This window comes from Pseudomonas sp. AC070 (assembly GCF_979258635.1).
Map to the genome: position 1 here is coordinate 4,029,971 of NZ_OZ409871.1, position 26,714 is coordinate 4,056,684.

General features: G+C 62.7%; 21 protein-coding genes. 12 read left to right on the forward strand and 9 right to left on the reverse strand.

Translation table 11 applies throughout. The features are described from left to right. Positions 1–28 precede the first annotated feature (28 nt). From cheB to ACZZ0Q_RS18105, 6 genes are read right to left on the reverse strand one after another with little or no spacing between them, the layout of a single operon-like run. Positions 29–1,036: a chemotaxis-specific protein-glutamate methyltransferase CheB gene (gene cheB, locus ACZZ0Q_RS18080; protein ID WP_463541325.1), complete on the reverse strand. Its 1,008-nt coding sequence runs from the start codon at positions 1,034–1,036 to the stop codon at positions 29–31. After that, positions 1,037–3,307, reverse strand: a complete 2,271-nt coding sequence (locus ACZZ0Q_RS18085; RefSeq protein WP_463541324.1) for a response regulator — start codon at positions 3,305–3,307, stop codon at positions 1,037–1,039. It lies immediately after the preceding gene. After that, positions 3,304–3,990, reverse strand: a complete 687-nt coding sequence (locus ACZZ0Q_RS18090) for a chemotaxis protein CheW (RefSeq protein WP_463541323.1) — start codon at positions 3,988–3,990, stop codon at positions 3,304–3,306. Before ACZZ0Q_RS18090 ends, ACZZ0Q_RS18085 begins: the two co-directional genes overlap by 4 nt. 5 nt (positions 3,991–3,995) lie before the next feature. Next, positions 3,996–5,237, reverse strand: coding sequence for a CheR family methyltransferase (locus tag ACZZ0Q_RS18095; protein ID WP_463541322.1), 1,242 nt, complete (start codon positions 5,235–5,237; stop codon positions 3,996–3,998). Beyond that, entirely contained in the window at positions 5,234–5,752 is a 519-nt protein-coding gene (locus ACZZ0Q_RS18100; RefSeq protein WP_463541321.1) for a chemotaxis protein CheW, read from the reverse strand. The genes ACZZ0Q_RS18095 and ACZZ0Q_RS18100 overlap by 4 nt, the downstream gene beginning before the upstream one ends. A 7-nt stretch (positions 5,753–5,759) precedes the next feature. Continuing rightward, the gene (locus tag ACZZ0Q_RS18105; protein ID WP_463541320.1) at positions 5,760–7,382 is read right to left on the reverse strand and encodes a methyl-accepting chemotaxis protein; all 1,623 of its coding nucleotides are present in this window, start codon (positions 7,380–7,382) and stop codon (positions 5,760–5,762) included. An 816-nt stretch (positions 7,383–8,198) separates the two neighbouring features. Here ACZZ0Q_RS18105 and ACZZ0Q_RS18110 point away from each other — a divergent pair. The 10 genes from ACZZ0Q_RS18110 to ACZZ0Q_RS18155 all read left to right on the forward strand — a co-directional run bounded on the left by ACZZ0Q_RS18110 (position 8,199) and on the right by ACZZ0Q_RS18155 (position 20,594). Continuing rightward, positions 8,199–9,110, forward strand: a complete 912-nt coding sequence (locus ACZZ0Q_RS18110; protein WP_463541319.1) for a LysR family transcriptional regulator — start codon at positions 8,199–8,201, stop codon at positions 9,108–9,110. A 137-nt stretch (positions 9,111–9,247) separates the two neighbouring features. After that, the gene (locus ACZZ0Q_RS18115) at positions 9,248–10,714 is read left to right on the forward strand and encodes a gamma-aminobutyraldehyde dehydrogenase (protein ID WP_463541318.1); all 1,467 of its coding nucleotides are present in this window, start codon (positions 9,248–9,250) and stop codon (positions 10,712–10,714) included. 110 nt (positions 10,715–10,824) lie between these two features. After that, entirely contained in the window at positions 10,825–11,985 is a 1,161-nt protein-coding gene (ydcS, locus tag ACZZ0Q_RS18120; RefSeq protein ID WP_463541317.1) for a putative ABC transporter substrate-binding protein YdcS, read from the forward strand. 307 nt (positions 11,986–12,292) lie between these two features. Continuing rightward, entirely contained in the window at positions 12,293–13,333 is a 1,041-nt protein-coding gene (locus ACZZ0Q_RS18125) for an ABC transporter ATP-binding protein (RefSeq protein ID WP_463560814.1), read from the forward strand. 1 nt (position 13,334) lies between these two features. Beyond that, positions 13,335–14,285, forward strand: coding sequence for an ABC transporter permease (locus ACZZ0Q_RS18130; protein ID WP_463541316.1), 951 nt, complete (start codon positions 13,335–13,337; stop codon positions 14,283–14,285). After that, entirely contained in the window at positions 14,275–15,087 is an 813-nt protein-coding gene (locus ACZZ0Q_RS18135) for an ABC transporter permease (RefSeq protein ID WP_122451994.1), read from the forward strand. Before ACZZ0Q_RS18130 ends, ACZZ0Q_RS18135 begins: the two co-directional genes overlap by 11 nt. 55 nt (positions 15,088–15,142) lie before the next feature. Beyond that, positions 15,143–16,567 (forward strand): gamma-aminobutyraldehyde dehydrogenase, encoded by a 1,425-nt coding sequence (locus ACZZ0Q_RS18140; protein WP_463541315.1) that lies wholly within the window; start codon positions 15,143–15,145, stop codon positions 16,565–16,567. 248 nt (positions 16,568–16,815) lie between these two features. Further along, positions 16,816–18,282: an APC family permease gene (locus ACZZ0Q_RS18145; protein ID WP_463560816.1), complete on the forward strand. Its 1,467-nt coding sequence runs from the start codon at positions 16,816–16,818 to the stop codon at positions 18,280–18,282. 162 nt (positions 18,283–18,444) lie between these two features. After that, positions 18,445–20,094 carry an ABC transporter substrate-binding protein gene (locus ACZZ0Q_RS18150; protein WP_463560818.1) on the forward strand — a complete coding sequence of 550 codons (1,650 nt, stop codon included), beginning with the start codon at positions 18,445–18,447 and terminating at the stop codon, positions 20,092–20,094. An 83-nt stretch (positions 20,095–20,177) separates the two neighbouring features. Next, positions 20,178–20,594, forward strand: coding sequence for a phosphotransferase system, HPr-related protein (locus ACZZ0Q_RS18155; protein WP_122492750.1), 417 nt, complete (start codon positions 20,178–20,180; stop codon positions 20,592–20,594). A gap of 202 nt (positions 20,595–20,796) precedes the next feature. Here ACZZ0Q_RS18155 and recJ read toward each other — a convergent pair whose 3' ends face one another. The 3 genes from recJ to ACZZ0Q_RS18170 all read right to left on the reverse strand — a co-directional run bounded on the left by recJ (position 20,797) and on the right by ACZZ0Q_RS18170 (position 24,278). Further along, positions 20,797–22,512: a single-stranded-DNA-specific exonuclease RecJ gene (gene recJ, locus ACZZ0Q_RS18160; RefSeq protein WP_463541312.1), complete on the reverse strand. Its 1,716-nt coding sequence runs from the start codon at positions 22,510–22,512 to the stop codon at positions 20,797–20,799. Positions 22,513–22,595: 83 nt separating this feature from the next. Then, positions 22,596–23,699, reverse strand: coding sequence for an FUSC family protein (locus ACZZ0Q_RS18165; protein WP_463541311.1), 1,104 nt, complete (start codon positions 23,697–23,699; stop codon positions 22,596–22,598). Positions 23,700–23,732: 33 nt separating this feature from the next. After that, positions 23,733–24,278, reverse strand: coding sequence for a YaeQ family protein (locus ACZZ0Q_RS18170; protein ID WP_122452001.1), 546 nt, complete (start codon positions 24,276–24,278; stop codon positions 23,733–23,735). A gap of 95 nt (positions 24,279–24,373) precedes the next feature. Here ACZZ0Q_RS18170 and ACZZ0Q_RS18175 point away from each other — a divergent pair, with 95 nt between their 5' ends. Both ACZZ0Q_RS18175 and ACZZ0Q_RS18180 read left to right on the forward strand, forming a co-directional pair. Next, the gene (locus ACZZ0Q_RS18175; RefSeq protein WP_463541310.1) at positions 24,374–25,573 is read left to right on the forward strand and encodes a CaiB/BaiF CoA transferase family protein; all 1,200 of its coding nucleotides are present in this window, start codon (positions 24,374–24,376) and stop codon (positions 25,571–25,573) included. Positions 25,574–25,722: 149 nt separating this feature from the next. Then, the gene (locus tag ACZZ0Q_RS18180; protein WP_463560820.1) at positions 25,723–26,592 is read left to right on the forward strand and encodes a TIGR02285 family protein; all 870 of its coding nucleotides are present in this window, start codon (positions 25,723–25,725) and stop codon (positions 26,590–26,592) included. Positions 26,593–26,714 lie beyond the last annotated feature (122 nt).

Sequence of the window (26,714 nt, forward strand, 5' to 3'; positions counted from 1 at the left end):
TTGTTGTTACACGAGAACCGGGTAACGCCTATGTCCACAGCCGACATAACGTCGGCGCGATGGCGTCGAGTGAACAAATTTCCACCGCCGCATCAATGGCGGCGGCCGCCTTGGGCATGCCGTACACCGCCGAGCTTTGTTGGTCTTGCGCAATGGTATGGAACCCGCGCTCCCGCAGGAGTTTCAGGCCATTGGCGCCGTCGCGCCCCATGCCGGTGAGCAGCACACCAATTGCCTCGCCTTGCCAATACTGCGCGACGCTTTCGAAAAACACATCTATGGACGGCCGGTAAATGTGCTCGCTCGGCTCGACCGTGTAGCTCAATGTGCCGTCCTTGAGCAGCCGCAGGTGATTATTGGTGCCCGCCAGCAACACCGTGCCCACCTGCGGTTGTTCCCCCGCCACGGCCAGGCGCACCGGCATAGTGGCGGCGCTGCACAGCCAATCCGCCATGCCGGCGGCAAACACTTCGTCCACATGCTGAACCAGCACCACGGCGGCGGGAAAATCCGCCGGCAGCGCTTTCAGCAGAATTTCCAGCGCAGCCGGCCCGCCTGCCGAGGCGCCGATGGCCAGCAGCGCTTTGCGCTGTCGGTTCGGCGCCACGGCCGGGGCTTTGTCCGCAGGCTTCTTTTCGCGTTCGCCCAACAGCCAGCCGATGTTCTGAATCTTGCGCAGCAGCGGCGCGGCGGCCTCGCGTAAATCACCGACACCCAGGGCCGGCGTGTCCACCACGTCCACCGCGCCGTGGCCCATGGCTTCGAACACGCGGTTCATGCTCTGCTGCGAATTCACCGTGACCACCACCACGGCGCACGGCGTGTTGGCCATGATCTGCCGGGTGGCTTCCACGCCGTCCATCACCGGCATGATCAAATCCATCAGCACCACGTCGGGACGCTGCTCGGCGCATTTGGCCACGGCTTCGGCGCCGTCGCCCGCCACCCAAATCACCTGATGCGCCGGCTCCAGCGCCAGTGCTCGGCGCAGGGCCTCCACGGCCAGCGGCATGTCGTTGACAATCCCTATCTTCACCTACGGCTCCCCAATCAAATCGACGACGGCATCCAGCAGCGCTTCGTCATGGAAACTGGCTTTGGCCAGGTAGTAATCGGCGCCGGCATCCAGGCCACGGCGACGGTCTTCTTCACGGTCTTTGTACGAGACCACCATCACCGGCAACGATTGCAAACGGTTGTCGCGGCGAATCAGGGTGACCAGCTCGATGCCGTCCATACGCGGCATGTCGATGTCGCTCACCAGTAAATCGAAATGCTCGGAGCGCAAGGCGTTCCAACCGTCCATGCCATCCACGGCCACGGCCACGTCGTAGCCGCGTTGCAGCAGCAATTTGCGCTCCAGCTCGCGCACGGTGAGCGAATCGTCGACCACCAGAATGCGTTTGCGCGCCACCGCACCGGCTTGCCGCGCGCCCCGGTCGATACGTTCCAAACGCCCGGTGCTGAGCAGTTTTTCCACCGAGCGCAGCATGTCTTCCACGTCGAGAATCAGCACCGGCGTGCCGTCGTCGAGCAAGGCGCCGGCGGAGATGTCTTGCACCTTGCCCAGCCGCGCATCAATGGGCAGCACCACCAGCGTGCGTTCGCCGACAAAACGCTCCACCGCCACGCCGTACGCGGCATCGCGCTCCCGAATCACCACCACGCGAATATCACCGGCCGACGCGTCGCCTTCCGGGCGCTGCAACAGTTGATGCGCGGCCACCAGGCCGACATGCCGGCCTTCGTGCCAAAAATGCTGACGGCCTTCCAATTGCACAATGTCGGCCGGCGCCAGCTCCAGCATGCGGTCGATCTGCGCCAGCGGAAACGCATAGGCCTCGCCGCCAATCATCACCACCAGGCTGCGCACCACCGACAGCGTCAGCGGCACTTCCAGGTGGAACGTCGCGCCCTGCCCCGGCACCTGGCGCAGCTCAATGGCGCCGCGCAGCTGGCGCACCATGTGCTGCACCACATCCAGCCCCACGCCACGGCCAGACACCTCGGTCACCGTGTCGCGCATGCTGAAGCCGGGCAAAAACAGGAAGCTCAGCAGCTCGTCTTCGCTCATCTGCGCGATGGTGTCGGCGGTGGACAGCTGACGTTGGGCGATGGCACGGCGCAGGCGATCCAGATCAATACCGGCGCCGTCGTCGCTCAGTTCCAGGACCAGCAAGCCCGCTTGGTGGCTGGCGGTAATGCTGATCACCCCTTCGCTTGGCTTGCCGGCAAGCGCCCGCGCCTCGGGGCTTTCGATGCCATGGTCGACGGCGTTGCGCAGCAGGTGCACCAAGGGCGCTTCGAGCTTTTCCAGCACTTCACGGTCGACCTGGGTTTTCTTACCCTTCACGTCCAGGCGCACCTGCTTGCCGAGCGAGCGGCCGAGGTCGCGAATCATCCGTTCCTGGCCGCGCAGCACGTCGTTGAACGGCCGCAGGCGGCAGGCCAACGCTGTGTCGTACAGCAGTTGCGCGCGCTGTTCGGACTGCCAGCTGAATTCGTCGAGGTCGCTGGCTTGCTGGGTGAGCAATTGCTGGCATTCGTCCACCAGGCGCCGGGCGTCGGCCAGCAGTGCCAGGGTTTGGGGGTCGGTATCGGCCTCGTTCAGCCCGTCGTGCACGCCGTTGAGGGTGCGGCTGGCGTTGGTTTGCAGGCGCTTCATGCGCTGCATAGAAGTGAGAAACGGCTTGAGCCGCTGCGACTCCACCAGCGATTTGCTGGATAAATCCAGCAGCCGATTCAGGCGCTCGGCGGTTACGCGCAATACGCGCTCGCCGCCGGCATCGGCCACCGGCGCGTCGTCGACGATGGGCTCAGGCGGCGCTGGCGGGGCCGGCACTTGCGCCGCTGGCGCCGAGGTTTCAACAACCGCCGGGTGCGGCGCAGCCAGACGGGTTTCCTGCATGGCGATAAAACCGCCACGGCTCATGATGTCCATCTGGTCGACGAAGTGCGCCACCTCGTCCGGCGTTACGCCCGAGTCCGGTTTGGCTACGCGCAGCAGCAAATCAGTGCCTTTGAGCAGCGCATCAATGTGCTCGGGCGTCAGGCGCAGTTGGCCGTTTTGCGCGCTCACCAGGCAGTCTTCCATCACATGGGCAATACCCACGCCGGCATCGACGCCGACAATGCGCGCCGCCCCTTTCAGCGAATGTGCCGCGCGCATGCAGGCTTCCAATTGCTCGGCCTGCGTGGGGTTGCGCTCCAGCGCCAGCAAGCCGGCGTTGAGCACCTGGGCCTGAGCTTCGGCTTCGAGCTGGAACAGCTCCAGCATGGAGGCATCGCGCATTTGATCCGGGGTCATGTCAGGCTCCGCATCACGGCGTGCAATAAAAGGTCTTCGTCGAGCAGGCGCACGCTGCGTTGCTGCCACAGCAAGACGCCACGGGTGAACTTCGCTGCGGCCACGCCGGCGCCAGTCTGGCCGGCGCTGGCTTGCTCCAACTGCTGCTGCGGGAAGGCGTGAATGCCCAGCACTTCATCCACCGGCGCCACCACGTTGCCGCCCTGCCCGGCCAGAATCAGCAAGCGCGGCACCACGCGGCCAGCCGCTTTGGCGGTGGCGGCGTCCAGCCCCAGCAGTTCGCTCAGCGACACACACGGCACCAGCGCGCCGCGCACATTGGCCACGCCCAACAGCGCACGCGAGCGTTGATGGGGCAACGAATGAATCGGCGCCAGCGGCGACACTTCCACCAGCGTACGGGTGGCCAGGGCCAGCCACTCTTCGCCCAGCCGGAAGACAATCATCGAGCGCGTGACTTGCTCGCTGAGGTCGTCGGTGTGGTCGTACAGCGCTACGTGTTCCTGGCTCAGACTGTAGCGATCGAGCAGGCGCGTGGCGGCGGCACCGTAGACTTCACAGTTGCGGCAGTGCACATGCTCGATCAGTTTCGGGCAGCTTTTATCGCCGCGAATGCCAATGCGGTTCCAGCAGTCGTCCACGGCGTGCTCGCTGCCGTGCTGGCTCAGGGTTATTTCATTCATTGCAGCTACTCATGACGGCCGGCTCCGCGTTGCGCCCGCGCCTGCAAGCGTTGCGCGCCGGCCGCATCGCCCTGGGCTGCGAGCAACGCCGCCAACTGCGCCAAGGTGGCCGGGTGCTGTGGTTCCAGGTACAACGCTTTGCGGTAAAAACCCTGGGCGCCCGGCGCGTCGTGCTCGACTTCGCAGAGCAAACCCAGCCAATAAAACACCTCGGCACTCGGCCCGTGGCTGGCCAGAAACGCCTCGCCCTGGCGCCGCGCCTCGGCCGTGCGGCCCTGATTGGCAAGGGCTGCAAGCTGCGCCAACTGCTCGGCAGCATTCGCCGCAGCCACCGGGGCCTTGTGTGCAACGGGCTTGACTGGCACCACGGCCGCCGGACGCGGCACCGCTGGCGACGGCCGACGGGGCGCAGGCACAGGCGCCGCTAGGCGCGGCGCGTCAGCGGCCGGCAATGCCCGACGATGAAACGCGAAAGACAACGGGATGCCCAGCGACTGCATGCCCTCGCGGGTAAACAAACCGGCCTCAGCCGGGCCGATAAACAGCACGCCGTCGTCGCGCGTCAGGCGCTTGAGCACGGCGAGCACCTGCTCCTGGGTGGCCACGTCGAAATAAATCAGCAGGTTGCGGCAAAACACCATGTCGTACGGCGCCTCGCCAGCCAGCAGCCCCGGCTCCAGCAGGTTGCCGGCGCGAAAACGCACCTGCTCGCGCACCCGCGGGTTGATCACATAGCCGTTGCCCTCGGCGGTGAAGTAGCGGTTGCGAAACCCCAGCGTGTCGCCGCGAAACGAGTTACGCCCATAGCGCCCTTCAATTGCGCGTTCGATGGACAACGGGCTGATATCCAACGCATCCACCGTGAACGAGGCGGCGGGCAGGTTGGCGTCGAGCAAACACATGGCGATGGAATACGGCTCTTCGCCGGTCGAGCACGGCAGGCTCAACAGGCGCAGCGGCCGGGCGCCGGCCAGCTCGGCCACGCGGCGCGCGGCCAAACGGGCCAGCGTGGCGAAGGATTCGGGGTAACGAAAAAACCACGTCTCGGGAACGATCACCGCTTCAATCAGCGCCTGCAATTCGGCTTCTGACTGGTTAAGGGCCTGCCAAAACGCCTCTTCATTGCGCCCCGGCACCGCCGCCATGCAGCGGCGCACCGCACGCTCAACCACCGACTCGCCCACTGTGATGGCGTCCAGGCCCATGCGTTCTTTCAGCAACTGCTCGAAGCGCGGGTCGATGCTCATGGCGCGCTTGCTTCCAGGCTTAAGCCCGCCGGCGGAAACAACAGCGCCTGCACCGCGTCGGGCAGTAATTGGTCGACCTGAATGCGCTGCACCAGGCCGTCGCGAGTCTCCAGCACCGGGCCCAGGTAAGGCGAGTCGGGGTTGAGCAAACCGTAATCGCGAAACGCCTCGGGGTCGCAGCGCAGGGTGTCGCTGGCCTGCTCCAACACCAGCCCGAGCGGGCATTGACGGCCATCGCCGGTGCGGTAATCGACCAGCACCGTGCGCGTGCTGGTGCGCGCCGGGGCGGGTGTGCCGAGGCTCAGGTGGCAGAGGTCGAGCACCGGCACCAGCGCGCCGCGAAAGGCAAACAGGCCAGCCACCCAGGCGGGCGCACCAGGAATGCTTTTCACCGGCACACGCGGCAACACCGCCACCACCTCGCGCGCCGCCAGCGCATAGCGTTCGTCGCCCAGGGAAAACAACAGGTACAGCGGCGCCTTCTGACCCGACGCCGGCTGCGCGTGGCTGCTCATGGCGGCCTTAAACCTTGAAGCTCGACACGCCGCTACGCAGGCTGCCGGCCACCTGATTCAGCTCCTCAATGGCAAAGCTGGCCTGGCGCAGCGACTCCACGGTTTGCCCTGTCGCCTCGCCCAGTTGCGTGAGCGCCTGGGTAATCTGTTCGGCGCCGGTGGCCTGGGCCTGCATGCCCTCGTTGAGCACCACCACACGCGGGGCCAGCGCTTGAACCTGGTCGATGGTTTGCGACAACTGCTCGCCCACCTCCTGCACCTCGCTCATGCCACGGCGCACCTGCTCGGAAAACTTGTCCATGCCCATCACGCCCGCCGACACGGCCGACTGAATCTCACGCACCATCTGCTCGATGTCGTACGTGGCCACGGCCGTTTGGTCGGCCAGGCGCCGCACTTCGGTTGCCACTACGGAGAAGCCGCGCCCGTACTCACCCGCTTTTTCCGCCTCGATGGCGGCGTTGAGCGACAGCAGGTTGGTTTGGTCGGCTACTTTGACGATGGTGGTCACCACCTGATTAATGTTGCTGGCCTTTTCGTTAAGAATGCCCAGCTTGGCGTTCACCAACTCGGCCGCGCCCATCACCTGGCGCATGGTGTCTTCCATGCGCTGCAAGCCAATCTGCCCAGCGCCGGCCAGCGCCGAGGCCTGCTCAGCGGAATACGACACCTCGCCCATGGTGCGCACCAAGTCGCGCGAAGTGGCGGCAATTTCCCGCGACGTGGCGCCAATTTGCGTAGTGGTGGCGGCGGTTTCGGTAGCCGTGGCCTGTTGCTGTTTAGAGGTGGCGGCAATTTCCGTGACCGATGTGGTCACCTGCACCGCCGAACGCTGCGCCTGGGAGACCAGCGTGGTGATGTCATCGACCATGGCATTGAAGCCACCTTGCACCGCGCCGAACTCGTCGGCGCGCACGTCGTTGAATCGCGTGGTGAGGTTGCCGGTGCGCATCACCGTGAGAATCTGCGCCAAGTTATTCAGCGGGCCCATGATGGCGCGCATCAAAACGAAACCGCTGATCAACGCCACTCCAATCACCAGCAGCAGCGACAACACCAGGCTGATCTTCGCGCCGGCGGCCTGGGCGGTGATGGACGTGGTGGCCACGTCGGCGCGGTCTTTATTGAACTGCACCATTTGCAGCAATTGCTCGCGGCCTTCAGCCCAGACCGGGCGCAGGCGCTCGTTGAGAATTTTGCGTGCTTGCAGCGGCTGGCCTTGCTGGAAAGTGCCAAGTACCTCGGCGAGCGCCTTATTGAATTCGTCGCGGTTTTTCAGGAAGGAATCGAGGTGTGCTTTGTCTTCAACCTCAACGATGGACCGGCGGTATTCGGCCACGCGGGCCATGAGTTTTTCGTCGTTGCTGGTGAACTCGGCCAGCACGACTGGGCTGATCACCTGCTCATCGGACAAACCCACCACTTGTTGCGCCAACAGGAAACTGTCGACCCAGGAGCTGCGAATGTAGGAGCTGAAATACACGCCGGGCATGGAATCTTCGGCCACGCTTTTGGCGCTGGTTTCGATGGTAACCAGCCGCGAATAGGCCACCACGACCATCAGAATAATGATCGCGATGATCACCGCGAAACTCGCCAGAATGCGCTGACGTAGGGTCCAGTTCTTCACTCGTAACTCCCCAAATGAACGGTGCCCGCGCACGGCTCAAGCTGACGGCGGCAGGTGGCGCGCCAATGCCAGCGACTGTAAGACGCGTCCTACATAGGCGCAAGCTGAAAGCGTAGCAGCGAGTAGGCAGATCAACGACTTATGGGGGGAAGTTACGGTGGGGTTTTAGGCTTTGCAGGGATCGCGGCTGAAGGCGCTCCTACGGGAATGTGCGGCCCGTGGGAACGGCTCCAGCGGCGATGCTTTTACTCACACCGCCTTTGCGCTTCCCACAGCCCACTGATGCTGACTTCCACCAGCACGCCGGCTTAGCGGGGAAGGCCGCCTTGCCTTAGGTCACGCAGGAGGATTGTTCTTCTCCATCGATCAGCGTCTTCGCCGAGAGGCCGAATCAAGATTTTCCTACAAAACCGGCAGTGGATCCCCGATCAGAGCGAAGCAGTCGATGACAGCCTGCATGGCGATCCTTGTATCAAAGTTGCCGCTTCGTTTTTTCCGTAGGTACGTCGACGTGGAACAACCACCCTTTGCACCGCGCTCGCCGAGCAGCGCGCTCACGCCTTGGCATTTCTTCTGCGCTTGCGCACTCATCGCACTGGCTGTTATTGGCGACCTCGCTCCCCAGGTCGAACCCGTTTCGCAGGCGTCCAGGAACACGACAATTGTCGAAAAGGAGCAAGCAGATCACCCCATCCAGCGTGATCAGCTCCGTTTACAACCTAACGACTAGCTTTCTAAATAAACGATATTTCGCATTCCATAACGTTAAAACTCATGGCAAGGTCGCTACACCGACCGTGCCATGAGCCGCCTTCCATGATGACCCTGCGCCAGATCCGCCATTTCATTGCAGTGGCTGAAACCGGCTCCATCTCCTCCGCCGCCCAGGCAGTGTTTATCTCTCAATCGACGCTAACGCTGGCCATTCAGCAACTGGAGCAGGAAATCGGCGTCAGCCTGTTCAATCGCCACGCCAAGGGCATGACCCTCACCCACCAAGGCCATCAGTTTCTGCGCCAAGCGCATTTGATTCTGGCGACCGTGGACAACGCCAAACGCAGCCTGCAGCAGAGCACCGATCAGGTCGCCGGCCAGCTCACCATCGGCGTTACCGGCTTGGTGGCCGGTTACTACTTGGCCGATTTGATCACCCGCTTTCAACGCGCCTACCCCAACGTGGAAATCCGCGTGATGGAGGATGAGCGCCCGTATATCGAGCACTTGCTGGTAAGCGGTGAAATCGACGTGGGCGTTTTGATTCTGTCGAACCTAGAAGACCGTCACGCCCTGCAAACCGAGGTGCTTACCCATTCGCCGCTGCGCCTGTGGTTGCCGCCGCAGCACCCGCTGCTGGAGCACGACAGCATCAGCCTGGCCGATGTGGCGAAGGAGCCGATGATTCAGCTGAACGTCGATGAAATGGGGTTGAACGCCCAACGCATCTGGTCGCGCGCTGGTCTGCAGCCCAATGTGACGCTGCGCACCGGCTCTACCGAAGCGGTGCGAAGTCTGGTGGCGGCGGGCTTGGGGCTGTCTATTCAGCCGGATATGACGTACCGGCCATGGTCGCTGGAAGGCGACATCATCGAAGCGCGCGCGGTGGTGGATTTAACCCAGACGCTGGATGTCGGCCTGGCCTGGCGCCGAGGCACGGCGCGGCCTGCACTGGTTGACCCGTTCCTGACGGTGGCCCGCGAGCAGCTGAATAACCGCAGGCCATCTATTTAATCGAACGCGGCGTTCGGTATTTAGAATTTGTCGCCTACACAAGCGCCCACTAGTCTCTGTTGCCATTCGTATCAAAGCGTTTCAGCTCTCTCGAAAGCGGCTGGCGCTATAGAAAACAACAACAGTGAGCGAACTTGATGGCCGGTGCCGCCCCCTCCGCGACTTTTTGCAGCGCCCTGCTGATCGACGGCCAGCTCGTCACTGGCGAAGGCTTTGTCGAGCCGATTCTGAATCCCGCCACCGGCGACACCCTTATTCGTATTGCCGAGGCTTCAACCGATCAGGTCGAAGCCGCCATTCATGCCGCCCACCGCGCCTCCACTGGCTGGGCCCGCACCACGCCGCAACAACGCTCCGTCATCTTGCTGAAGATTGCCGATGCCATTGAGCAGCGCGCTGACAAATTGGCGCAGCTGGAGGCGTTGAACTGCGGCAAGCCGCAGCATCTGGCGCGCCAGGACGACCTGACCGCTGCCGTCGATGTCTTCCGATTCTTTGCCGGCGCGGTGCGCTGCCAGACCGGGCAACTGGCCGGTGAATACCTGCCGGGTTACACCAGCATGGTGCGACGCGACCCCATCGGCGTGGTCGCCTCGATTGCGCCGTGGAACTATCCGCTGATGATGGCCGCCTGGAAAATCGCCCCGGCGCTGGCCGCTGGCAATACCCTGGTGTTCAAACCTTCCGAGCACACGCCGCTGTCGATTCTGGCGCTGGCGCCGGTGCTCGCCGAGCTGCTGCCGCCTGGGGTGATCAACATTATTTGTGGCGGCGGCGAGAGCGTCGGCAGTCATCTGGTCAGTCACCCAAAGGTGCGCATGGTGTCGCTCACGGGCGATATCGTCACCGGCCAGAAAATTCTTCAAGCCGCCGCCAAAACCCTGAAACGCACCCACCTGGAATTGGGCGGCAAGGCGCCGGTCATCGTCTGCAACGATGCTGACCTCAACGCTGTGGTCGAGGGCGTGCGCGCCTACGGCTACTACAACGCCGGCCAGGACTGCACCGCCGCCTGCCGCATCTATGCTCAAGCGGGCATTCACGACCGTCTGGTAGCCGAACTGGGCGACGCCGTCAGCAGCCTGCGCTTTGCCAGAAAGCGTGACGCCGACAACGAGATCGGCCCACTGATCAGCGCCCGCCAGCGCGACCGCGTGGCCAGCTTTGTGGAGCGCGCCCTCGGCCAACCGCACATCGAGCGCGTAACCGGTGCCGCCGTGCATTCGGGCCCCGGCTTCTACTACCAGCCGACGTTGCTGGCCGGCTGCAAACAGAGCGACGAAATTGTGCAGCGCGAGGTGTTTGGCCCGGTGGTCACCGTGACCCGCTTCGACGAACTGAGCCAGGCGGTGGATTGGGCCAACGACTCGGAATATGGCCTGGCCTCGTCGGTATGGACGCAGAACCTCGACAAAGCCATGCAGGTAGCCGCCCGTTTGCAATACGGCTGCACCTGGATCAACAGCCACTTTCAACTGGTGAGCGAAATGCCCCACGGCGGCCTGAAACGCTCGGGTTATGGCAAAGATTTGTCCAGCGACTCGCTGGAGGATTACACCGTGGTGCGTCACATCATGGCGCGCCACGGCCAGCTGACCGATTGACGATTTACGCAAGCCCTTCCAGCCCGGCCTAGACCGTGCGGTTACATAACAAGAAGTCCCGTTACACGACGTTCAACTGCCCCAATAAAACAGAAAAGAGGGATACCTAAATGTTCGTGAAAAGAACCGCTCTATTAAGTGCGCTCACCACCGCACTGCTGGCCAGCGCCAGCTTGCAAGCCGCCGAAACGCTGAAGGCCGTCGGTGCCGGCGAAGGCGCGCTGGATATCATCGCCTGGCCGGGTTACATCGAACGCGGCGAGACCGATAAGAATTACGACTGGGTAACCCAGTTCGAGAAAGACAGCGGCTGCAAGGTGAACGTGAAAACCGCCGCCACCTCGGACGAAATGGTCAGCCTTATGACCAAAGGCGGCTACGACCTGGTCACTGCCTCGGGCGACGCCTCGCTGCGCCTGATCTACGGCAAGCGCGTGCAGCCGATCAACCCGGAATTGGTGCCCAACTGGAAAACCATCGACGGCCGTCTGAAAGACGCGCCGTGGTACGTGGTCGACGGCAAAACCTACGGCGCGCCCTACCAATGGGGCCCGAACGTGCTGATGTACAACACCAACGTGTTCAAGAAAGCGCCCGACAGCTGGAGCGTATTGTTCGAGGCCCAAGACCTGCCCGACGGCAAGCCGAACAAAGGTCGCGTGCAGGCCTACGACGGCCCGATCTACATTGCCGACGCCGCGCTGTACCTGAAGAACGCCAAGCCTGAACTGAAGATCAACGACCCCTACGAGCTCAACGAAACCCAGTACAAGGCCGTTCTCGACGTGTTGCGCAAACAGCACGAGCTGATCCACCGCTACTGGCACGACACCACCGTACAAATGAGCGACTTCAAAAACGAAGGCGTGGTGGCCTCCAGCGCCTGGCCATACCAGGCCAACGCCCTGAAAGGCGAAGGTCAGCCAATTGCCACCGTGTTTCCGAAAGAAGGCGTGACCGGCTGGGCCGACACCACCATGTTGCACGCCGAAGCCAAGCACCCGAACTGCGCGTACAAATGGATCAACTGGTCGCTGGAACCGAAAGTACAAGGCGACCTGGCCGCCTGGTTCGGCTCGGTGCCAGCGGTGCCGGTGGCGTGCAAATCCAGCGAGTTGCTCGGTGCTGAAGGCTGTGCGGTGAACGGGTACGACCAGTTCGACAAGATCGCCTTCTGGAAGACCCCGCAGGCCAAGTGCAAGACGCAGGATTCGTGTGTCCCGTATTCCAAATGGACGCAGGATTTCATCTCGATCATGGGCGGTCGGTAATCCTCCTGGCCGGCTACTGCGCGAACCGCAGTCGCGCCCGGGCATTGCTCGGAATCCTCACGTACTTGAGTACGCTGCGGTTCCTGCGCGCTGGCCGGACACGACTGCGGTCCGCTCGCTACGCCTCTGACTGAGAATCCAAAGCACACGAACGTCTGTGGGAGCGGCTTTAGCCGCGATGCTGTTGATCGTTTAAAAGCATCGCGGCTAAAGCCACTCCTACAAATGGCCGTTTACCTGATCAATCTGCGTTGTGTTCCGCACCGGCCCTGCGTGGCAGGTGGCTTTTACCTTGGAGTTCCCCGCTATGACCCCTGCTGTGCAATTCACCGATGTGTCCCGCGTGTTCGGCGACGTCAAGGCTGTGGACCGTGTGTCCATCGACATTCAGGACGGTGAGTTTTTTTCCATGCTCGGCCCTTCCGGCTCGGGCAAAACCACCTGCTTGCGGCTGATTGCCGGTTTCGAGCAGCCGAGCGCAGGCTCCATTCGTATTCATGGCGTCGAGGCCGTTGGCCTGGCGCCCTATCAGCGCGATGTGAATACGGTGTTTCAGGATTACGCCCTGTTTCCCCATATGAACGTGCGCGACAACGTGGCCTACGGCTTGAAGGTGAAAGGCGTGGGCAAGAGCGAGCGGCTGAACCGTGCCGAGGAAGCCTTGGGCATGGTGGCGCTGGCCGGTTATGGCGAGCGCAAGCCGGTGCAGTTGTCGGGCGGCCAGCGCCAGCGTGTGGCCCTGGCCCGCGCGTTGGTCAATCGGCCGCGCGTATTGCTGCTCGACGAACCCCTCGGCGCGCTGGATTTGAAGCTGCGCGAGCAGATGCAAAGCGAGCTGAAGAAGCTGCAGCGCCAGCTCGGCATCACCTTTATTTTCGTCACCCACGACCAGACCGAAGCGCTGTCGATGTCCGACCGCGTGGCGGTGTTCAACAAGGGCCGGATCGAGCAGGTCGACACCCCGCGCAATCTCTATATGAAACCGGCCACGCCCTTTGTGGCCGAGTTCGTCGGCACCTCGAATGTGCTGCGCGGCGAGTTGGCGCAATTGCTGACGGGCAGCGCCGCGCCCTTCTCGATTCGCCCGGAACACATCTTCCTGCAAGAGGCGGCTGGCAGTGATGCCAACGCCACCGAAGTGCTGGTCACCGGCCTGCTCCACGACGTGCAGTACCAAGGCGCCGCCACGCGCTTTGAAGTACGCCTGGAAAACGGCCAGAACCTCAGCGTGACCCAAGCCAATAATCAGTGGCAACACAGCGCCCCGGCATTCCAGGTGGGCCAGCAAGTGAGCGTGCGCTGGGCTCGCGAGGCCATGGTGGCGCTGGTTGATGGGGAGACTCACTGATATGAGCGCCCTTTCCACGCCGTTGGCCACGGGCCGCTCGGGCGGGTTGATGCACGGGCTGTCGAACCTGCTGTACCGCAAGCCCAATCTGTATTTGGCGATGCTATTGGTGCCGCCGCTGCTGTGGTTCGGCGTGATCTATTTCGCCCCGCTGCTGACCTTTCTTTGGCAGGGCGTGTACACCTACGACGAAATGGCCATGGCCGCCACGCCGGACCTGACCTGGGCCAACCTGGCCGCGCTGTTCGAGCCGGCCAACTACGACATCATTCTGCGCACCGTGACTATGGCCATTGCCGTGTCGCTGGCCAGCGCTGCGCTGGCCTTTCCCATCGCCTATTACATGGCGCGCTGCACCACGGGCAAAACCAAGGCGTTTTTTTACATCGCGGTGATGCTGCCGATGTGGGCCAGTTACATCGTCAAGGCCTACGCCTGGACGCTGCTGTTGGCCAAGGGCGGCGTGGCGCAATGGTTCGTGGAGCAGCTGCATTTGGGGCCGGTGCTGCAATTCATTCTGGGCATTCCGGGCATTGGCGGCAGCACCTTGTCGACCTCGCAGCTGGGCCGCTTTCTGGTGTTTGTGTACATCTGGCTGCCGTTCATGATTTTGCCGATTCAAGCCTCGCTGGAGCGCTTGCCGCCGTCGCTGTTGCAGGCTTCGGCCGACCTCGGCGCGCGCCCGTCGCAAACCTTTATGCAGGTGATTCTGCCGCTGTCGGTGCCGGGCATTGCTGCCGGCTCGATCTTCACCTTCAGCCTCACCCTGGGCGATTTCATCGTGCCGCAGCTGGTGGGCCCGCCCGGGTTGTTTATCGGCAACATGGTTTATACCCAGCAAGGTTCGATCGGCAACATGCCGATGGCCGCCGCGTTCACCTTGGTGCCGATCGTGTTGATCGCCGTGTACCTGTCCATCGTTAAACGATTGGGGGCTTTCGATGCGCTCTGACGCTTCAGCTTCGCTGCCGCTGAAAATGGCGGCCTGGGGCGGGTTGGTGTTTTTGCACTTCCCGATCCTGATCATCTTTATGTACGCCTTCAACACCGAGCAGTCGGCGTTCAGCTTTCCGCCGCAGGGCTTCACGCTGCACTGGTTCAGCGTCGCCTTCGCGCGGCCGGATGTGCTGGAGGCGATCAAGCTGAGCGCGCAGATTGCCTGCCTGGCCACACTGATTGCCATGGTGCTTGGCACCCTGGCTGCGGCGGCGCTGTACCGGCGCGATTTCTTCGGCAAGGAAGGCGTGTCGCTGATGCTGATTCTGCCCATCGCCCTGCCCGGCATCGTGACCGGCTTGGCGCTGCTGACAGCGTTCAAAGCCTTCGGCATCGAGCCGGGCATTTTCACCATCGTGGTGGGCCACGCCACGTTCTGCGTGGTGATTGTTTACAACAACGTGATCGCCCGTTTTCGCCGAACTTCCCACAGCCTGATCGAAGCCTCGATGGACCTGGGCGCCGACGGCTGGCAGACGTTCCGCTACATCATTTTGCCCAACCTCGGCTCGGCGCTGCTGGCCGGCGGCATGTTGGCGTTTGCGCTGTCGTTCGACGAAATCATTGTGACCACCTTTACCGCTGGCCACGAACGCACCTTGCCGCTGTGGCTGCTCAACCAACTCAGCCGCCCGCGCGACGTGCCGGTGACCAACGTGGTCGCCATGCTCGTGATGCTGGTGACCATGCTGCCGATTCTGGGCGCGTATTACCTCACCAAGGGTGGGGAAAGCGTGGCCGGTAGCGGCGGAAAATAAAAGCGAACGTGGGGGCTGTAGGTCCTTACACAGACCTGAAAAAGGGGAATGAGCCATGCAAACCAAACTGCTGATCAACGGCCAACTGGTCGCCGGTGAAGGCGCCGCGCAAGCGGTTTTAAATCCTTCGCTGGGCACCGAGTTGGTGAGTATCAACGAGGCCAGCGAAGCCCAGGTGGATGCCGCTGTACGCGCCGCCGACGCCGCGTTTGACAGCTGGTCGCAAACCGCGCCGAAAGACCGTTCGCTGCTGCTGCTCAAACTCGCCGATGTGATCGACGCCAACGCCGAAGAACTGGCACGCCTCGAATCACAAAACTGCGGCAAACCGTACAACGCCGCGCTCAATGACGAACTGCCGGCGATTGCCGATGTGTTCCGTTTTTTCGCCGGCGCCAGCCGCGTAATGGGCGGTTCGGCAGCGGGTGAATACCTGCCCGGCCATACCTCGATGATTCGCCGCGACCCGGTCGGTGTGGTGGCTTCCATCGCGCCGTGGAACTACCCGTTGATGATGGCCGCCTGGAAGCTCGGCCCAGCCTTGGCAGCGGGCAATACCGTGGTGCTCAAGCCGTCTGAACAAACGCCGCTGACCGCCTTGCGCCTGGCCGAACTGGCGGCCGACATCTTCCCCGCTGGCGTGCTTAACGTGGTGTTCGGCCGTGGCCCGAGCGTGGGCGCGCCGCTGACCGGCCACCCGAAAGTACGCATGGTGTCGCTGACCGGTTCGGTGGCCACGGGCAGCAACATCATCGCCAGCACCGCCGACACCGTGAAGCGCATGCACATGGAATTGGGCGGCAAAGCGCCGGTGGTGGTTTTCGACGACGCTGACATCGACGCCGCCGTGGAAGGCATTCGCACCTTCGGCTTCTACAACGCCGGCCAAGACTGCACCGCCGCCTGCCGCATCTACGCGCAAAAAGGCATCTACGAAAAATTCGTCAGCAAACTGGCCGAAGCCGTGAGCACCATCAAATACGGCGTGCAGGATGACGACAGCACCGAACTGGGTCCGTTGATCACGCAACAGCACCTGGACCGCGTGGCCGGTTTCGTCGAGCGCGCCCGCGCCATTCCCCATATCAAGGTGCTCACCGGCGGCAAGAAAGTTGACGGCCCTGGCTTTTTCTTCGAGCCGACCGTACTGGCTGGCGCGCTGCAAGACGACGAAGTGGTGCGCCGCGAGATTTTCGGCCCGGTGGTGTCGGTCACCGAGTTCAGCGACGAAGCCCAAGCCCTGGCCTGGGCCAACGATTCGGACTACGGCCTGGCCTCCTCCGTGTGGACCCAGGACGTCGGCCGCGCCCACCGCTTCGCTGCTCGCCTGCAATACGGCTGCACTTGGGTGAACACCCACTTCATGCTCGTGAGCGAAATGCCCCACGGCGGCCAGAAGCTGTCGGGCTACGGCAAAGACATGTCCATGTACGGCCTGGAGGACTACACCACCGTGCGGCATGTGATGTTCAAACATTAAGGAAAGCCTGTAGGAGAGGCTTCAGCCTCGATTAGGCCGACATAACGCGGCCAAGCGCATCGAGGCTAAAGCCTCTCCTACATAAGGTCTTTGCAAGGTTTTATCCCCACTTTTCACCGTCCCGGCCGTTGCTGGCGTGCGCAGCAGCGGTGGTGAGCCGTGGCCGTTTGCGGGTGCGCAATGCCAATAACGACAGCCCAACCGGGCACATAAATAAATAGCTGCCATCACCTCGAGGAGCACTAAAAATGAGCGATCAATTCGCCGACAGCGACGCGGAGCAATTACGCGCGCTGGGCTATACGTCCAACTTCAAACGCAGCATGAGCGTGACCGAAAACTTCGCGCTGGGCTTTACCTACCTGTCGCCGGTGGTGGGCGTGTACACCTTGTTCGGCCTGTGCCTGGCAGCCGGCGGCCCGCCGATGTTCTGGGCCTATTTGCTGGTCGGCCTGGGGCAAATGCTGGTGTGCCTGGTGTTTGGTGAAGTGGTGTCGCAGTTTCCGATTTCCGGCGGCGTCTATCCATGGGCACGCCGCTTGGTGGGCAAGCGCTGGGCGTGGATGGTCGGCTGGGTGTACGCCTGGGCCTTGGTCGTGACGATTGCCGCCGTGGCAGTGGGCGCCGGGCCGTATATGGCGGCCATGCTAGGTTTCGAGCCGAGCAATAACACCAACATCGGTATCGCCCTGGTGCTGACGGTGATCGCCACCGTGGTCAACCTCAGCGGCACCAAAGTGCTGGCACGCATCGCCATGTTCGGCTTTATCTGCGAACTGCTGGGCGCGTTGGTGGTGGGCATCTACTTGCTGATTTTCGAACGTCATCAGCCGTTCAGCGTGCTGTTCAACACGTTCGATATCAGCATCGACGGCTCGTACCTGCCGGCCTTCCTCACCGCGTCGTTGGCGGGCATGTTTTTGTATTACGGCTTCGAGGCGTGCGGCGATGTGGCCGAAGAAACGCCGAACCCGAGCAAGAGCATTCCCAAGGCCATGCGCATGACCATTTACGTCGGCGGTATCGCGGCAATGTTCGCCTGCCTGGCGCTGATTCTCGCGGTGCCAGACATGGCCGCCGTGATCAACGGCACCGACGCCGACCCGGTCACCACCATTCTCAACAACGCCTTCGGCGCCACGGGCTCGAAAGTGGTGATGGCAGTGGTCATGGTGTCGTTCATCTCCTGTGTGCTGAGCCTGCAAGCGGCGGCCAGTCGCCTGCTGTATTCGTACGCCCGCGACGAGATGATTGTCGGCAGCAGCTTGCTGAAAAAACTCTCGCCCACCACCCACGTACCGACCACGGCCTTGCTGGTGTGCGGCGTGTTGCCGGCGATCGTTATCTGCCTGGGTTTTGTGCTGCAAGACGCCATCGCCACCATCGTCAGCTTTGCTGCCATCGGCATTTACCTGGCGTTCCAGATGATCGTCAGCGGCGCGCTGTTTGCCCGTCTGCGCGGCTGGAAACCCAGCGGTGCATTCACCCTGGGCGGCTGGGGCATGTTGGTGAATATCGGCGCGCTGGTGTACGGCGTGCTGGCAATCATCAACATGGCCTGGCCGCGCTCGCCGGATGCGGCCTGGTACGTGAACTACGGCATGCCGTTGTCCACCGCCATCGTGATTGGCCTGGGCGTGATTTACATGGTGCTGCGCAAGCCCTATGAACACGGCACCGCGCCGGCTGGCGATGCCTGGAAACTGAACAAGTAAAACCGCTAATGCCCGGTTCACGCCGGGCCCAGCGTGGCAGGATGTTTGTGCTTACGAGGTGCGCGCGATTGCGCGCCTCGTAATACAAGAGGCATGATGCGGCGAAGGCACCCACCGTCAGCTCGGAGCAGCCGGCAGTGACCGCTGCTCATGGAAGATGCCATGCCACACTCGATGTCGCGCCAAGGTCGGCCAATCCCCTCTCAGCGTTCAACGCGGCACCTGTTCTGGCTGCTCGTGGTGCTATTGCTCGGCACCCAATCAAGCCACGCGGCTGTGCTGCCACCTCCTGCACATTTGCAAACCATCGACTTCCAGCTGCGCTGGAAACACCAATTCCAATTTGCCGGTTACTACGCCGCCATCGCCCAGGGTTACTACCGCGACGAAGGCTACGAGGTGCGCTTGCACGAAGGCGCGCCGGGCAAAACGCCGGTGGAAGAAGTGCTGGCCGGGCGCGCGCTGTATGGCGAGTCCAATAGCGAACTGCTGTTTGAGCGCCTGAACGGCAAACCCTTGGTGGCCCTGGCGGCGATTTTTCAGCATTCGCCTTCGGTGCTGCTGGCCCGCACCGATGCCGGCATTCAGACCGTGCACGACCTGGTAGGCAAGCGCGTGATGCTGATGAACGCGCAAACCGACGCCGATTTCCTGACCATGATCAGCCGTGAAGGCATCAACCCCGCCACTCTCGATATTCAACCGAGCAGTTACGAGGTCGACGACCTGGTCAGCGGCAAGGTGCAGGCGTTCAATTCCTACCTCACCAACGAGCCGTTTTACCTGCAGCAAAAAGGCGTGGAATACAGCGTGCTGTCGCCGGCCACGTACGGCATCGATTTTTACAGCGACATTCTGTTCACCACCGAAGCCGAAGCCACCGAAAATCCCATGCGCGTGGCGGCCATTCGCCGGGCCACCCTGCGCGGCTGGCGCTACGCCATGGACCACCAGGAGGAAATCATCGACCTGCTGCTGACCAAGTACCAAGTGAAAAAAAGCCGTGAACACCTGGAGTTCGAAGCCCAGGCCATGCGCGGTTTGGTGCTTCCAGACCTGGTCGACATCGGCCACATGAACCCCGGCCGCTGGCTGCGCATGGCCGAGGCGTTCAAAGAGCAAGGCATGGTGCCGAGCATGAGCCGCCTCGACGGCTTCCTCTACGACCCCAACCCACCGCAACTGGTGGAGCGGCTGCGCACCATCATCATGCTCATCAGCATTGGCTGCGCCGCGATTCTGGTGGTGGTGCTGATTCTGCTAAGCAGCCAGCGTCGACTGCAGCGCGAGATTGCGCGGCGCATCGTGGCCGAGGAAGAAGTGCGCGCCCTGGCCTTTCATGACTCGCTCACGGGGCTGCCGAACCGCAACAGCTTTATTCCGTATGCCACACAGAAGCTGCTGACCGCCAAGCGCAACGACGAGCGTTTGGCCCTGTGTTACCTGGACCTGAACAAATTCAAAGAAATTAACGACTCCTACGGTCATCAGGCCGGCGACGCGATTCTGGTGCACGCGGCGCAAGCCATCAGCGCCAACATTCGCGAAGCCGACATGGCCGCGCGCATGGGCGGCGACGAGTTTGTGGTGCTGCTCGACGGCGTGCACGACGCCGATGACATCTACCGCCTCACCGAGCAGATTTCCCACGCCATCGCCCAGCCCATGCTTTGGCAGGGCCGCGAACTGAGTGTGTCGTGCAGCCTGGGCGTGGCGATTTACCCGCAAGCCGGCGAGCAGTTGGACGAGCTGATGTCCAAAGCCGACTCGGCCATGTTCTATAAAAAAGCCGCCATGCTGGCCTTGCGCTAGGGCCGCTGCCAGTCAACTAGCCTGAACCATCTGCCGCCGACGCCGGTCCACCCTTTCAGTTACCTCTGATTGAAGGAACGGCTATGAGCACGCAAAAACGCTATGTCCCGCAGGAAATCGACGACATCGAGGACCGTATGGGTTCCATCGAGCAGCTGGATTTCAACGACCGCAACGATGAGCGCAGCGGCCAGGTAGGCGACCTTAAATCCGAAGAAGAAATCGCCCGCGAGCAGCCGGCCAAGCGTGTGCGCGAAGCCGGCCAGAGCGGCGGCGAAACCCTCGGCATTGGTGAAAACGAAGACGGCGTCAGCATGGACGACCTGAGCCCGGAAACCCTCATCGACGAAACGGGCGCCCGCTCACCTAACGAGCCGGGCGGCACCGTGGCGGCAGATTGGGATTTAAGCATTGTCGATGAAGCGGACATCGGCGAGGGGTATGGGCTGGATGAGGAAGAGTTGGCGCATGTGAAGCCGTTGGATGGGAAGCCGGAGTAGATAGGTTTTGTAATCCGTCTCTGCTTTCGCGTGGGGCTAAGTGGCTGTGCACGTCGCGCCATTCTGGATTTCGAGTCGTCGAACCGCCGCTTTCGCGGGAATGACGGTGTTTATTACCCAAACCCCCGTCATCCTCGCGAAAGCGGGGATCTAGAATCGATCAGGCGAACGGTGATTGCCGACAAAGCCTCAAGTGCCCCCCCTACCGCGCAGCAATATGCGCAATCATCAACTGCACCGTCTCCTGCCCGCGATATTCGTTAACGTCCAGCTTGTAAGCCAACTCCACCCAGCGCACGGTGGGGTTTGGCCACACCTCGCGGTCCACGCCAAACGCGATGCCGTCCAGCTGCACAGAGCCGCACTCGCTTTTGAGCACCACTTTCAAATGCCGCTCGCCAACCACCCGTTGCTGCACCACTTGAAACACGCCATGGAACAACGGCTCGGGGAAGTGCTGCCCCCACGGCCCGGCGTTGCGCAGGGCGCGGGCCAGGTCCAGGTGAAACTCTTCCACGGCCAGCGCGCCGTCTGACAGCAGCCGGCCGGTGAGGTCGTCTTCTTGCAGGTGGCGGCGTACTTCGGTGTCGAAGGCGGCGGCAAACGCGGGGAAATTTTCCTGAGGTAGCGACAGCCCGGCGGCCATGGCGTGACCGCCGAACTTGCTGATCAGGCCAGGGTTTTTGGCGGCCACGGCATCCAGTGCATCGCGAATGTGAAAACCCGGCACCGAACGCGCCGAGCCTTTGAGCACGCCATCGCCGGCATCGGCAAAGGCGATGGTCGGCCGGTGGTAACGCTCTTTCAGGCGCGAGGCGAGGATGCCGATCACGCCTTGGTGCCAGTCCGCTTCGAACAGGCACAGGCCAAACGGCAGCGTGTCCAGCGGCAGGTCTTTAAGCTGGGCCAACGCTTCGCGCTGCATGCCTTGTTCGATGGCTTTGCGGTCTTGGTTGAGTTGGTCGAGTTGCACGGCCATGTCTCGCGCCAGGGCTTCGTCTTCGCACAGCAGGCATTCGATGCCCAGGCTCATGTCGTCCAAGCGGCCGGCAGCGTTCAGACGTGGCCCGAGGATAAAACCGAGGTCGGTGGAGGTAATGCGCTCGGCCGGTCGCCCGGCCACTTCCAGCACTGCACGCAACCCAGGGCGCGCCCGGCCTGCGCGAATACGGGCGAGGCCTTGGTGCACAAGAATGCGGTTGTTGGCATCCAGGGGCACCACGTCGGCCACGCTGCCCAGGGCGACCAGGTCAAGCAACTCGGCCAGGTTCGGCTCTTTGATGCCGGCGCGGGTAAACCAGTCCAACTCCCGCAGCTTGGCGCGCAGGGCCAGCAGCACGTAGAAAATCACGCCAACGCCGGCCAACGCTTTGCTCGGGAAGGTGCAGCCGTGCTGGTTGGGATTGACGATGGCATCGGCCGCTGGCAGTTCGGGGCCGGGCAAGTGGTGGTCGGTGACCAGCACGTTCAGCCCAGCCGCCTTGGCGGCCGCCACGCCTTCGACGCTGGAAATGCCGTTGTCCACCGTCAGCAACAACTGCGGCTCGCGCTCCAACGCGACGGCGACAATTTCCGGCGTCAGGCCGTAGCCGTATTCAAAGCGATTTGGCACCAGGTAATCGACGTGGGCCGCGCCCAGCGCCCGCAAGCCGAGCACGCCGACGGTGCTGGCGGTAGCGCCGTCGGCGTCGAAGTCGCCGACGATCAAAATGCGCTGACGCTGCTCCAGCGCCTGCACCAGCAACGCCACAGCGGCGTCGATGCCCATCAATTGCTGGTAGGGAATCAGCTTGGCCAAGCCTTTATCCAATTCCATGGCGGACTGCACGCCACGGGCGGCATACAAACGGGTCAGCAGGGGCGGCAGGTCGCCGAGGTTGGGCAAGGTGGCAGGTAACGGGCGGGCTTCGATGCGCATGGGCTTTAGCAGGTTCTACACAGATTAAAAAAGGCATTCAACGGGGCGACTTCACCACACAGGTGGGTCGGCGCGGGCGCGCATCAGGCGTTTGGTCGGCGGGCACCTTCAATGTTCCAGTGCGGCTCAATTTCGCTGAGGCGCAGTCTAAACCGTTCCACCTGTTCGGAGAAACGCATGGCCAGCCAATGCAGGCCCTGCAGGGTGCTGTCCTGACCAAGGGGCATGGGCTCAACCGCAGCCAGACTCCTAGAGGCCTCGTTGCGCTGAAGCAGCAGGCCAACCCGGCCAAAACGCAGGGCACGCGCGGTGCGCAATAACTGGCGACGCACCGCGATTTCGCGCGGCGTGCAGGCCAGCTCGAAGCCGGACGCGGGCTGCGAGTTGATCAACATTTCCAGCGTTTCAAGAATCGAGCGGTGCAGACGTTGCAGTTCTTCCAGCCGAGCGAGCGGCACGCGGGTTTCCTTGGCCACCGACTCCATAAGCCCGCGCGCCTGCACCAGCCGTTGGCTCATGACCACAAAGCGCTGGCCCGTTTGTTCGCCGGACTGTGGCTTGCCGTCGAGTAGCGCGCCGTACAGACGCGCGCAGTCGCGAAGGTTGTCGCCCAGGCGGTAACGCCACGCGTACACCGCGTATTGCGGCAGCACAAACGAGAAGGCCACGGCAATCGAGATACCGATCAGCACGTTGGCGGTGCGCCACAAACCGGTACTGAAATCCGGATCGCCGTGCCCGGCGACGATCACCATGGTGATGGCCGTCAGCAGTGCGACGTAACCGGGCCGGCCGATGGCGTAATAGGCGCAGGCGCCAGCGGTGATCGACATGAGCGTGAAGAACAGCAGCAGCGAGCCGGATACGTTCATCAGCACAATCAACGCCAGCCCGATAACGGCGCCGAGCATGGTGCCCACGGCGCGCTCCATGGCTTTCTTGCGCACATTGCCGTAGTGCTGCAACCCGCCGACCACCACCAGCAGCGACACCGATGCCCACACGCCGTGGGGCAGGTTCATGCCAGTGGTTAAAACAACCGTGGCCGCCATGGCCAGCCCCACGCGCACGGCGTGGATGATATTGGCGTGTTTGTAGCGAACGTAGGGCGAGGTGACCGCCTGGATCAGCCGCGCCAGGCGGCCGCGTCGTTGCCCTGTCGCGGTAGGTGAAGTCTTAGAACCCATGGTGCCGTGACCTCGGTTAACCCTGCGCGGCGTTTATTCGCCGCGATCCCCCATCAACCATTCCAGCTGCACTTCGTGCTGACCACGCTCATCGGTGACGTAGATGGTGCCTTCGCTGATCATCACGGCCCAGTTGATCGCGCGCGGCATGTCTTTGGCCAGGTTCTCCAGCGCCTCTTGCGGCACGGCGGCGATGTTGACGTTTTTCAGCATTTTCGCCGCGTCCACCACCTTGCTCTGCCACACGCGCAGGCTGCCGTAGGCCAACAGGCTGGTGCGTTCGGTGCGGCGCGAACACCAGGTCAGGCGATCGGCATCCGGCAAGCCAACTTCGATCCAGTGCAGCACGCGGCCATCCAGGCTCTTCTCCCACAGCGCCGGTTCATCGACATCCGACAAGCCACGGCCAAAGCTCAATTCTTCGCTGTACCACAGGGCGTAGGCCAGCAGCCGCACGGTCATGCGCTCTTCGGTTTCCGAAGGATGGCGGGCGATGGTCAGGCGCGATGTGGCGTACACGCCCCGGTCGAGGTCGGTGAGGTTGAGGTCGACTTTGTAGGTCGTGGAAGGCTGGGCCATGGTCGGGTGTCTGGGCAGGGGAAAGGTCGGCAAGTCTACCGCAAGCGACCGCTGCGGGTTAGAGTCGCGGCCATTGTCTGCCGCCGGATTGCGCCATGAACCTCGCCAACAAACCCCTCGCCGGAGTGAAAGTCATCGAGCTCGGCACCCTCATTGCCGGGCCCTTCGCCTCGCGCATTTGCGCCGAATTTGGCGCCGAGGTGGTGAAGGTGGAGTCGCCCGATGGCGGCGACCCGCTGCGCAAGTGGCGCAAGTTATATGAAGGCACCTCGCTGTGGTGGTTCGTGCAGGCGCGTAATAAACAGTCGCTGACGCTTAACCTCAAACACCCTGATGGCCGTGAGGTGCTTCGCAAGTTGCTGAGTGAAGCGGACATCCTGATCGAAAACTTCCGCCCCGGCGTGCTGGAAAAGCTCGGCTTCGGCTGGGACGTTTTGCACGCACTGAACCCGAATCTGGTGATGGTGCGGCTCTCCGGTTTTGGCCAAACCGGCCCGATGAAAGACCAGCCAGGGTTTGGCGCGGTGGGCGAGTCCATGGGTGGGCTGCGTTATATCACCGGCTTCGAAGACCGCCCGCCGGTACGCACCGGCATTTCCATCGGCGACTCGATTGCCGCGCTGTGGGGCGTGATCGGCGCGTTGATGGCGCTGCGGCACCGCGAGGTCAACGGCGGCAAGGGCCAAGTGGTGGACGTGGCGTTGTACGAGGCAATTTTCGCCATGATGGAAAGCATGGTGCCGGAGTTCGATGTGTTCGGGTTTATTCGCGAGCGCACCGGCAACATCATGCCGGGCATCACACCCTCCTCCATTCACACCAGCGCTGACGGCAAGCACATTCAAATCGGCGCCAACGGTGATGCGATCTTCAAGCGCTTTATGCTCGCCATCGGCCGCGCCGACCTGGCGGACGATGCCTCGCTGGCCAGCAACGATGGCCGTGACCTGCGCCGCGATGAGTTGTACGGCGTGATCGACCGCTGGGTTGGCTCGTTGCCGCTGGACGCCGTGTTGGCCGCACTGAACGCCGCCGAGGTCCCGGCCAGCCGCATTTTCTCCGCAGAAGACATGTTCGCCGACCCGCAATACCTGGCCCGGGAAATGTTCCTCAGCGCCAAGCTGCCGGACGGCAAAGCCTTCAAGATGCCGGGCATCGTGCCCAAGCTTTCAGAAACCCCCGGCAGCGCCGAGTGGGTCGGGCCGCAATTGGGCGAGCACAACCACAGCGTGCTGGCGAGCTTGGGTTACAGCGCCGAGCAGATTGCTGCGTTGAAAGCCGGCGGTGCCATCTAGCTCCGATCGATCGTGCACGCCGGTGCTATCTGTGAATGGGTTCTGGACTCCGCCAGGCGCGGCCTTTATCGTTCGCCGACTGAGTAAAGGCGCGTTAGACGCTGACACTTTCCACGCTGTACTCCTGGTGCCCCCGGAGTGTTGTTCTGATGCCTTCACTGCCCTTTTTCCAACGCTTGCTGGTGCTCGCGCTATGCGCCGTCGCTGCGCTCCCCGCGTGGGCGCAGGACAAGCCGCGCCTGATCTGGACGATGCGCGACATGCCGCCGTTCACCATTCTCGAAGGCCCGCTCAAAGGCCAGGGCATCGCCGACCGCATGATGAAACGGCTCGTCGCCGACTTGCCGCAGTATGAGCACGTATTCAGCCTGGCCAACCGCGCCCGCGCGATGCAGATACTCAACAGCGGCGTGCTGACCTGCGATTCCGGTTTGCTGTGGAGCAAAGAGCGCGAGCAGGTGATGCATTTCTCGATTCCCACCTTGGGCATTCTTACCAACGGCATTGTGGTGCGCAAAAGCGATGAGCCGGAGCTGGCCGCTTTTATCCAGGGCGGTGCGTTCGACCTCGAAGCGTTTCTGGCCGACGGCCGCTATAACGTCGGCACGCTGGTGGAGCGCAGTTACGGCAAGGTGATCGATGCCGAACTGCAACAGGCCAAGCCAGAGCGAATCGTGGTGCACCACGGCATCGATGCCACCTTGAGTTTGCTGCGCATGCAACAACACCGGCGCCTGACGGCGGTGCTCGGCTACTGGCCGGAAATGCGCTATCAGGGTGAGAACGCCGGCGTGCCGTTGGACGCGCTGAGCTTTTACCCGGTCAAGGGCGTACCGGTTTACCAGCTCGCGTACGTGACCTGTTCGAAAACGCCGGAAGGCCTGGAGGCGATTAAAGCCATCAATGCGTCCGTGCGCCGGTTGCGTGAGGGCGAGGTGATTGAGCTGTACGCGCAGTGGTTGAATGGGGCGACGCGGGATGCGTATTTGAAGGCGGCGAAGGGGTTTTTTAAGGAGTGAACGTCCGGGGCTGAAAACCCTCTCCCCCCGCCCCTCTCCCGCGAGCGGGCAGAGGGGAGAAGAGCGCGTTAGCCCCCTCGCCCGCTTGCGGGAGAGGGTTGGGGTGAGGGCAAGGTACAACA

Coding starts and splice junctions, on each gene's coding strand:
- ACZZ0Q_RS18085 (WP_463541324.1), bottom strand. CDS start 3,307: ATGACCCCGGATCAAATGCGCGATGCCTCCATGCTGGAGCTGTTCCAG.
- ACZZ0Q_RS18090 (WP_463541323.1), bottom strand. CDS start 3,990: ATGAATGAAATAACCCTGAGCCAGCACGGCAGCGAGCACGCCGTGGAC.
- ACZZ0Q_RS18095 (WP_463541322.1), bottom strand. CDS start 5,237: ATGAGCATCGACCCGCGCTTCGAGCAGTTGCTGAAAGAACGCATGGGC.
- ACZZ0Q_RS18100 (WP_463541321.1), bottom strand. CDS start 5,752: ATGAGCAGCCACGCGCAGCCGGCGTCGGGTCAGAAGGCGCCGCTGTAC.
- ACZZ0Q_RS18110 (WP_463541319.1), top strand. CDS start 8,199: ATGATGACCCTGCGCCAGATCCGCCATTTCATTGCAGTGGCTGAAACC.
- ACZZ0Q_RS18115 (WP_463541318.1), top strand. CDS start 9,248: ATGGCCGGTGCCGCCCCCTCCGCGACTTTTTGCAGCGCCCTGCTGATC.
- ydcS (WP_463541317.1), top strand. CDS start 10,825: ATGTTCGTGAAAAGAACCGCTCTATTAAGTGCGCTCACCACCGCACTG.
- ACZZ0Q_RS18125 (WP_463560814.1), top strand. CDS start 12,293: ATGACCCCTGCTGTGCAATTCACCGATGTGTCCCGCGTGTTCGGCGAC.
- ACZZ0Q_RS18130 (WP_463541316.1), top strand. CDS start 13,335: ATGAGCGCCCTTTCCACGCCGTTGGCCACGGGCCGCTCGGGCGGGTTG.
- ACZZ0Q_RS18135 (WP_122451994.1), top strand. CDS start 14,275: ATGCGCTCTGACGCTTCAGCTTCGCTGCCGCTGAAAATGGCGGCCTGG.
- ACZZ0Q_RS18140 (WP_463541315.1), top strand. CDS start 15,143: ATGCAAACCAAACTGCTGATCAACGGCCAACTGGTCGCCGGTGAAGGC.
- ACZZ0Q_RS18145 (WP_463560816.1), top strand. CDS start 16,816: ATGAGCGATCAATTCGCCGACAGCGACGCGGAGCAATTACGCGCGCTG.
- ACZZ0Q_RS18150 (WP_463560818.1), top strand. CDS start 18,445: ATGCCACACTCGATGTCGCGCCAAGGTCGGCCAATCCCCTCTCAGCGT.
- ACZZ0Q_RS18155 (WP_122492750.1), top strand. CDS start 20,178: ATGAGCACGCAAAAACGCTATGTCCCGCAGGAAATCGACGACATCGAG.
- recJ (WP_463541312.1), bottom strand. CDS start 22,512: ATGCGCATCGAAGCCCGCCCGTTACCTGCCACCTTGCCCAACCTCGGC.
- ACZZ0Q_RS18165 (WP_463541311.1), bottom strand. CDS start 23,699: ATGGGTTCTAAGACTTCACCTACCGCGACAGGGCAACGACGCGGCCGC.
- ACZZ0Q_RS18170 (WP_122452001.1), bottom strand. CDS start 24,278: ATGGCCCAGCCTTCCACGACCTACAAAGTCGACCTCAACCTCACCGAC.
- ACZZ0Q_RS18175 (WP_463541310.1), top strand. CDS start 24,374: ATGAACCTCGCCAACAAACCCCTCGCCGGAGTGAAAGTCATCGAGCTC.
- ACZZ0Q_RS18180 (WP_463560820.1), top strand. CDS start 25,723: ATGCCTTCACTGCCCTTTTTCCAACGCTTGCTGGTGCTCGCGCTATGC.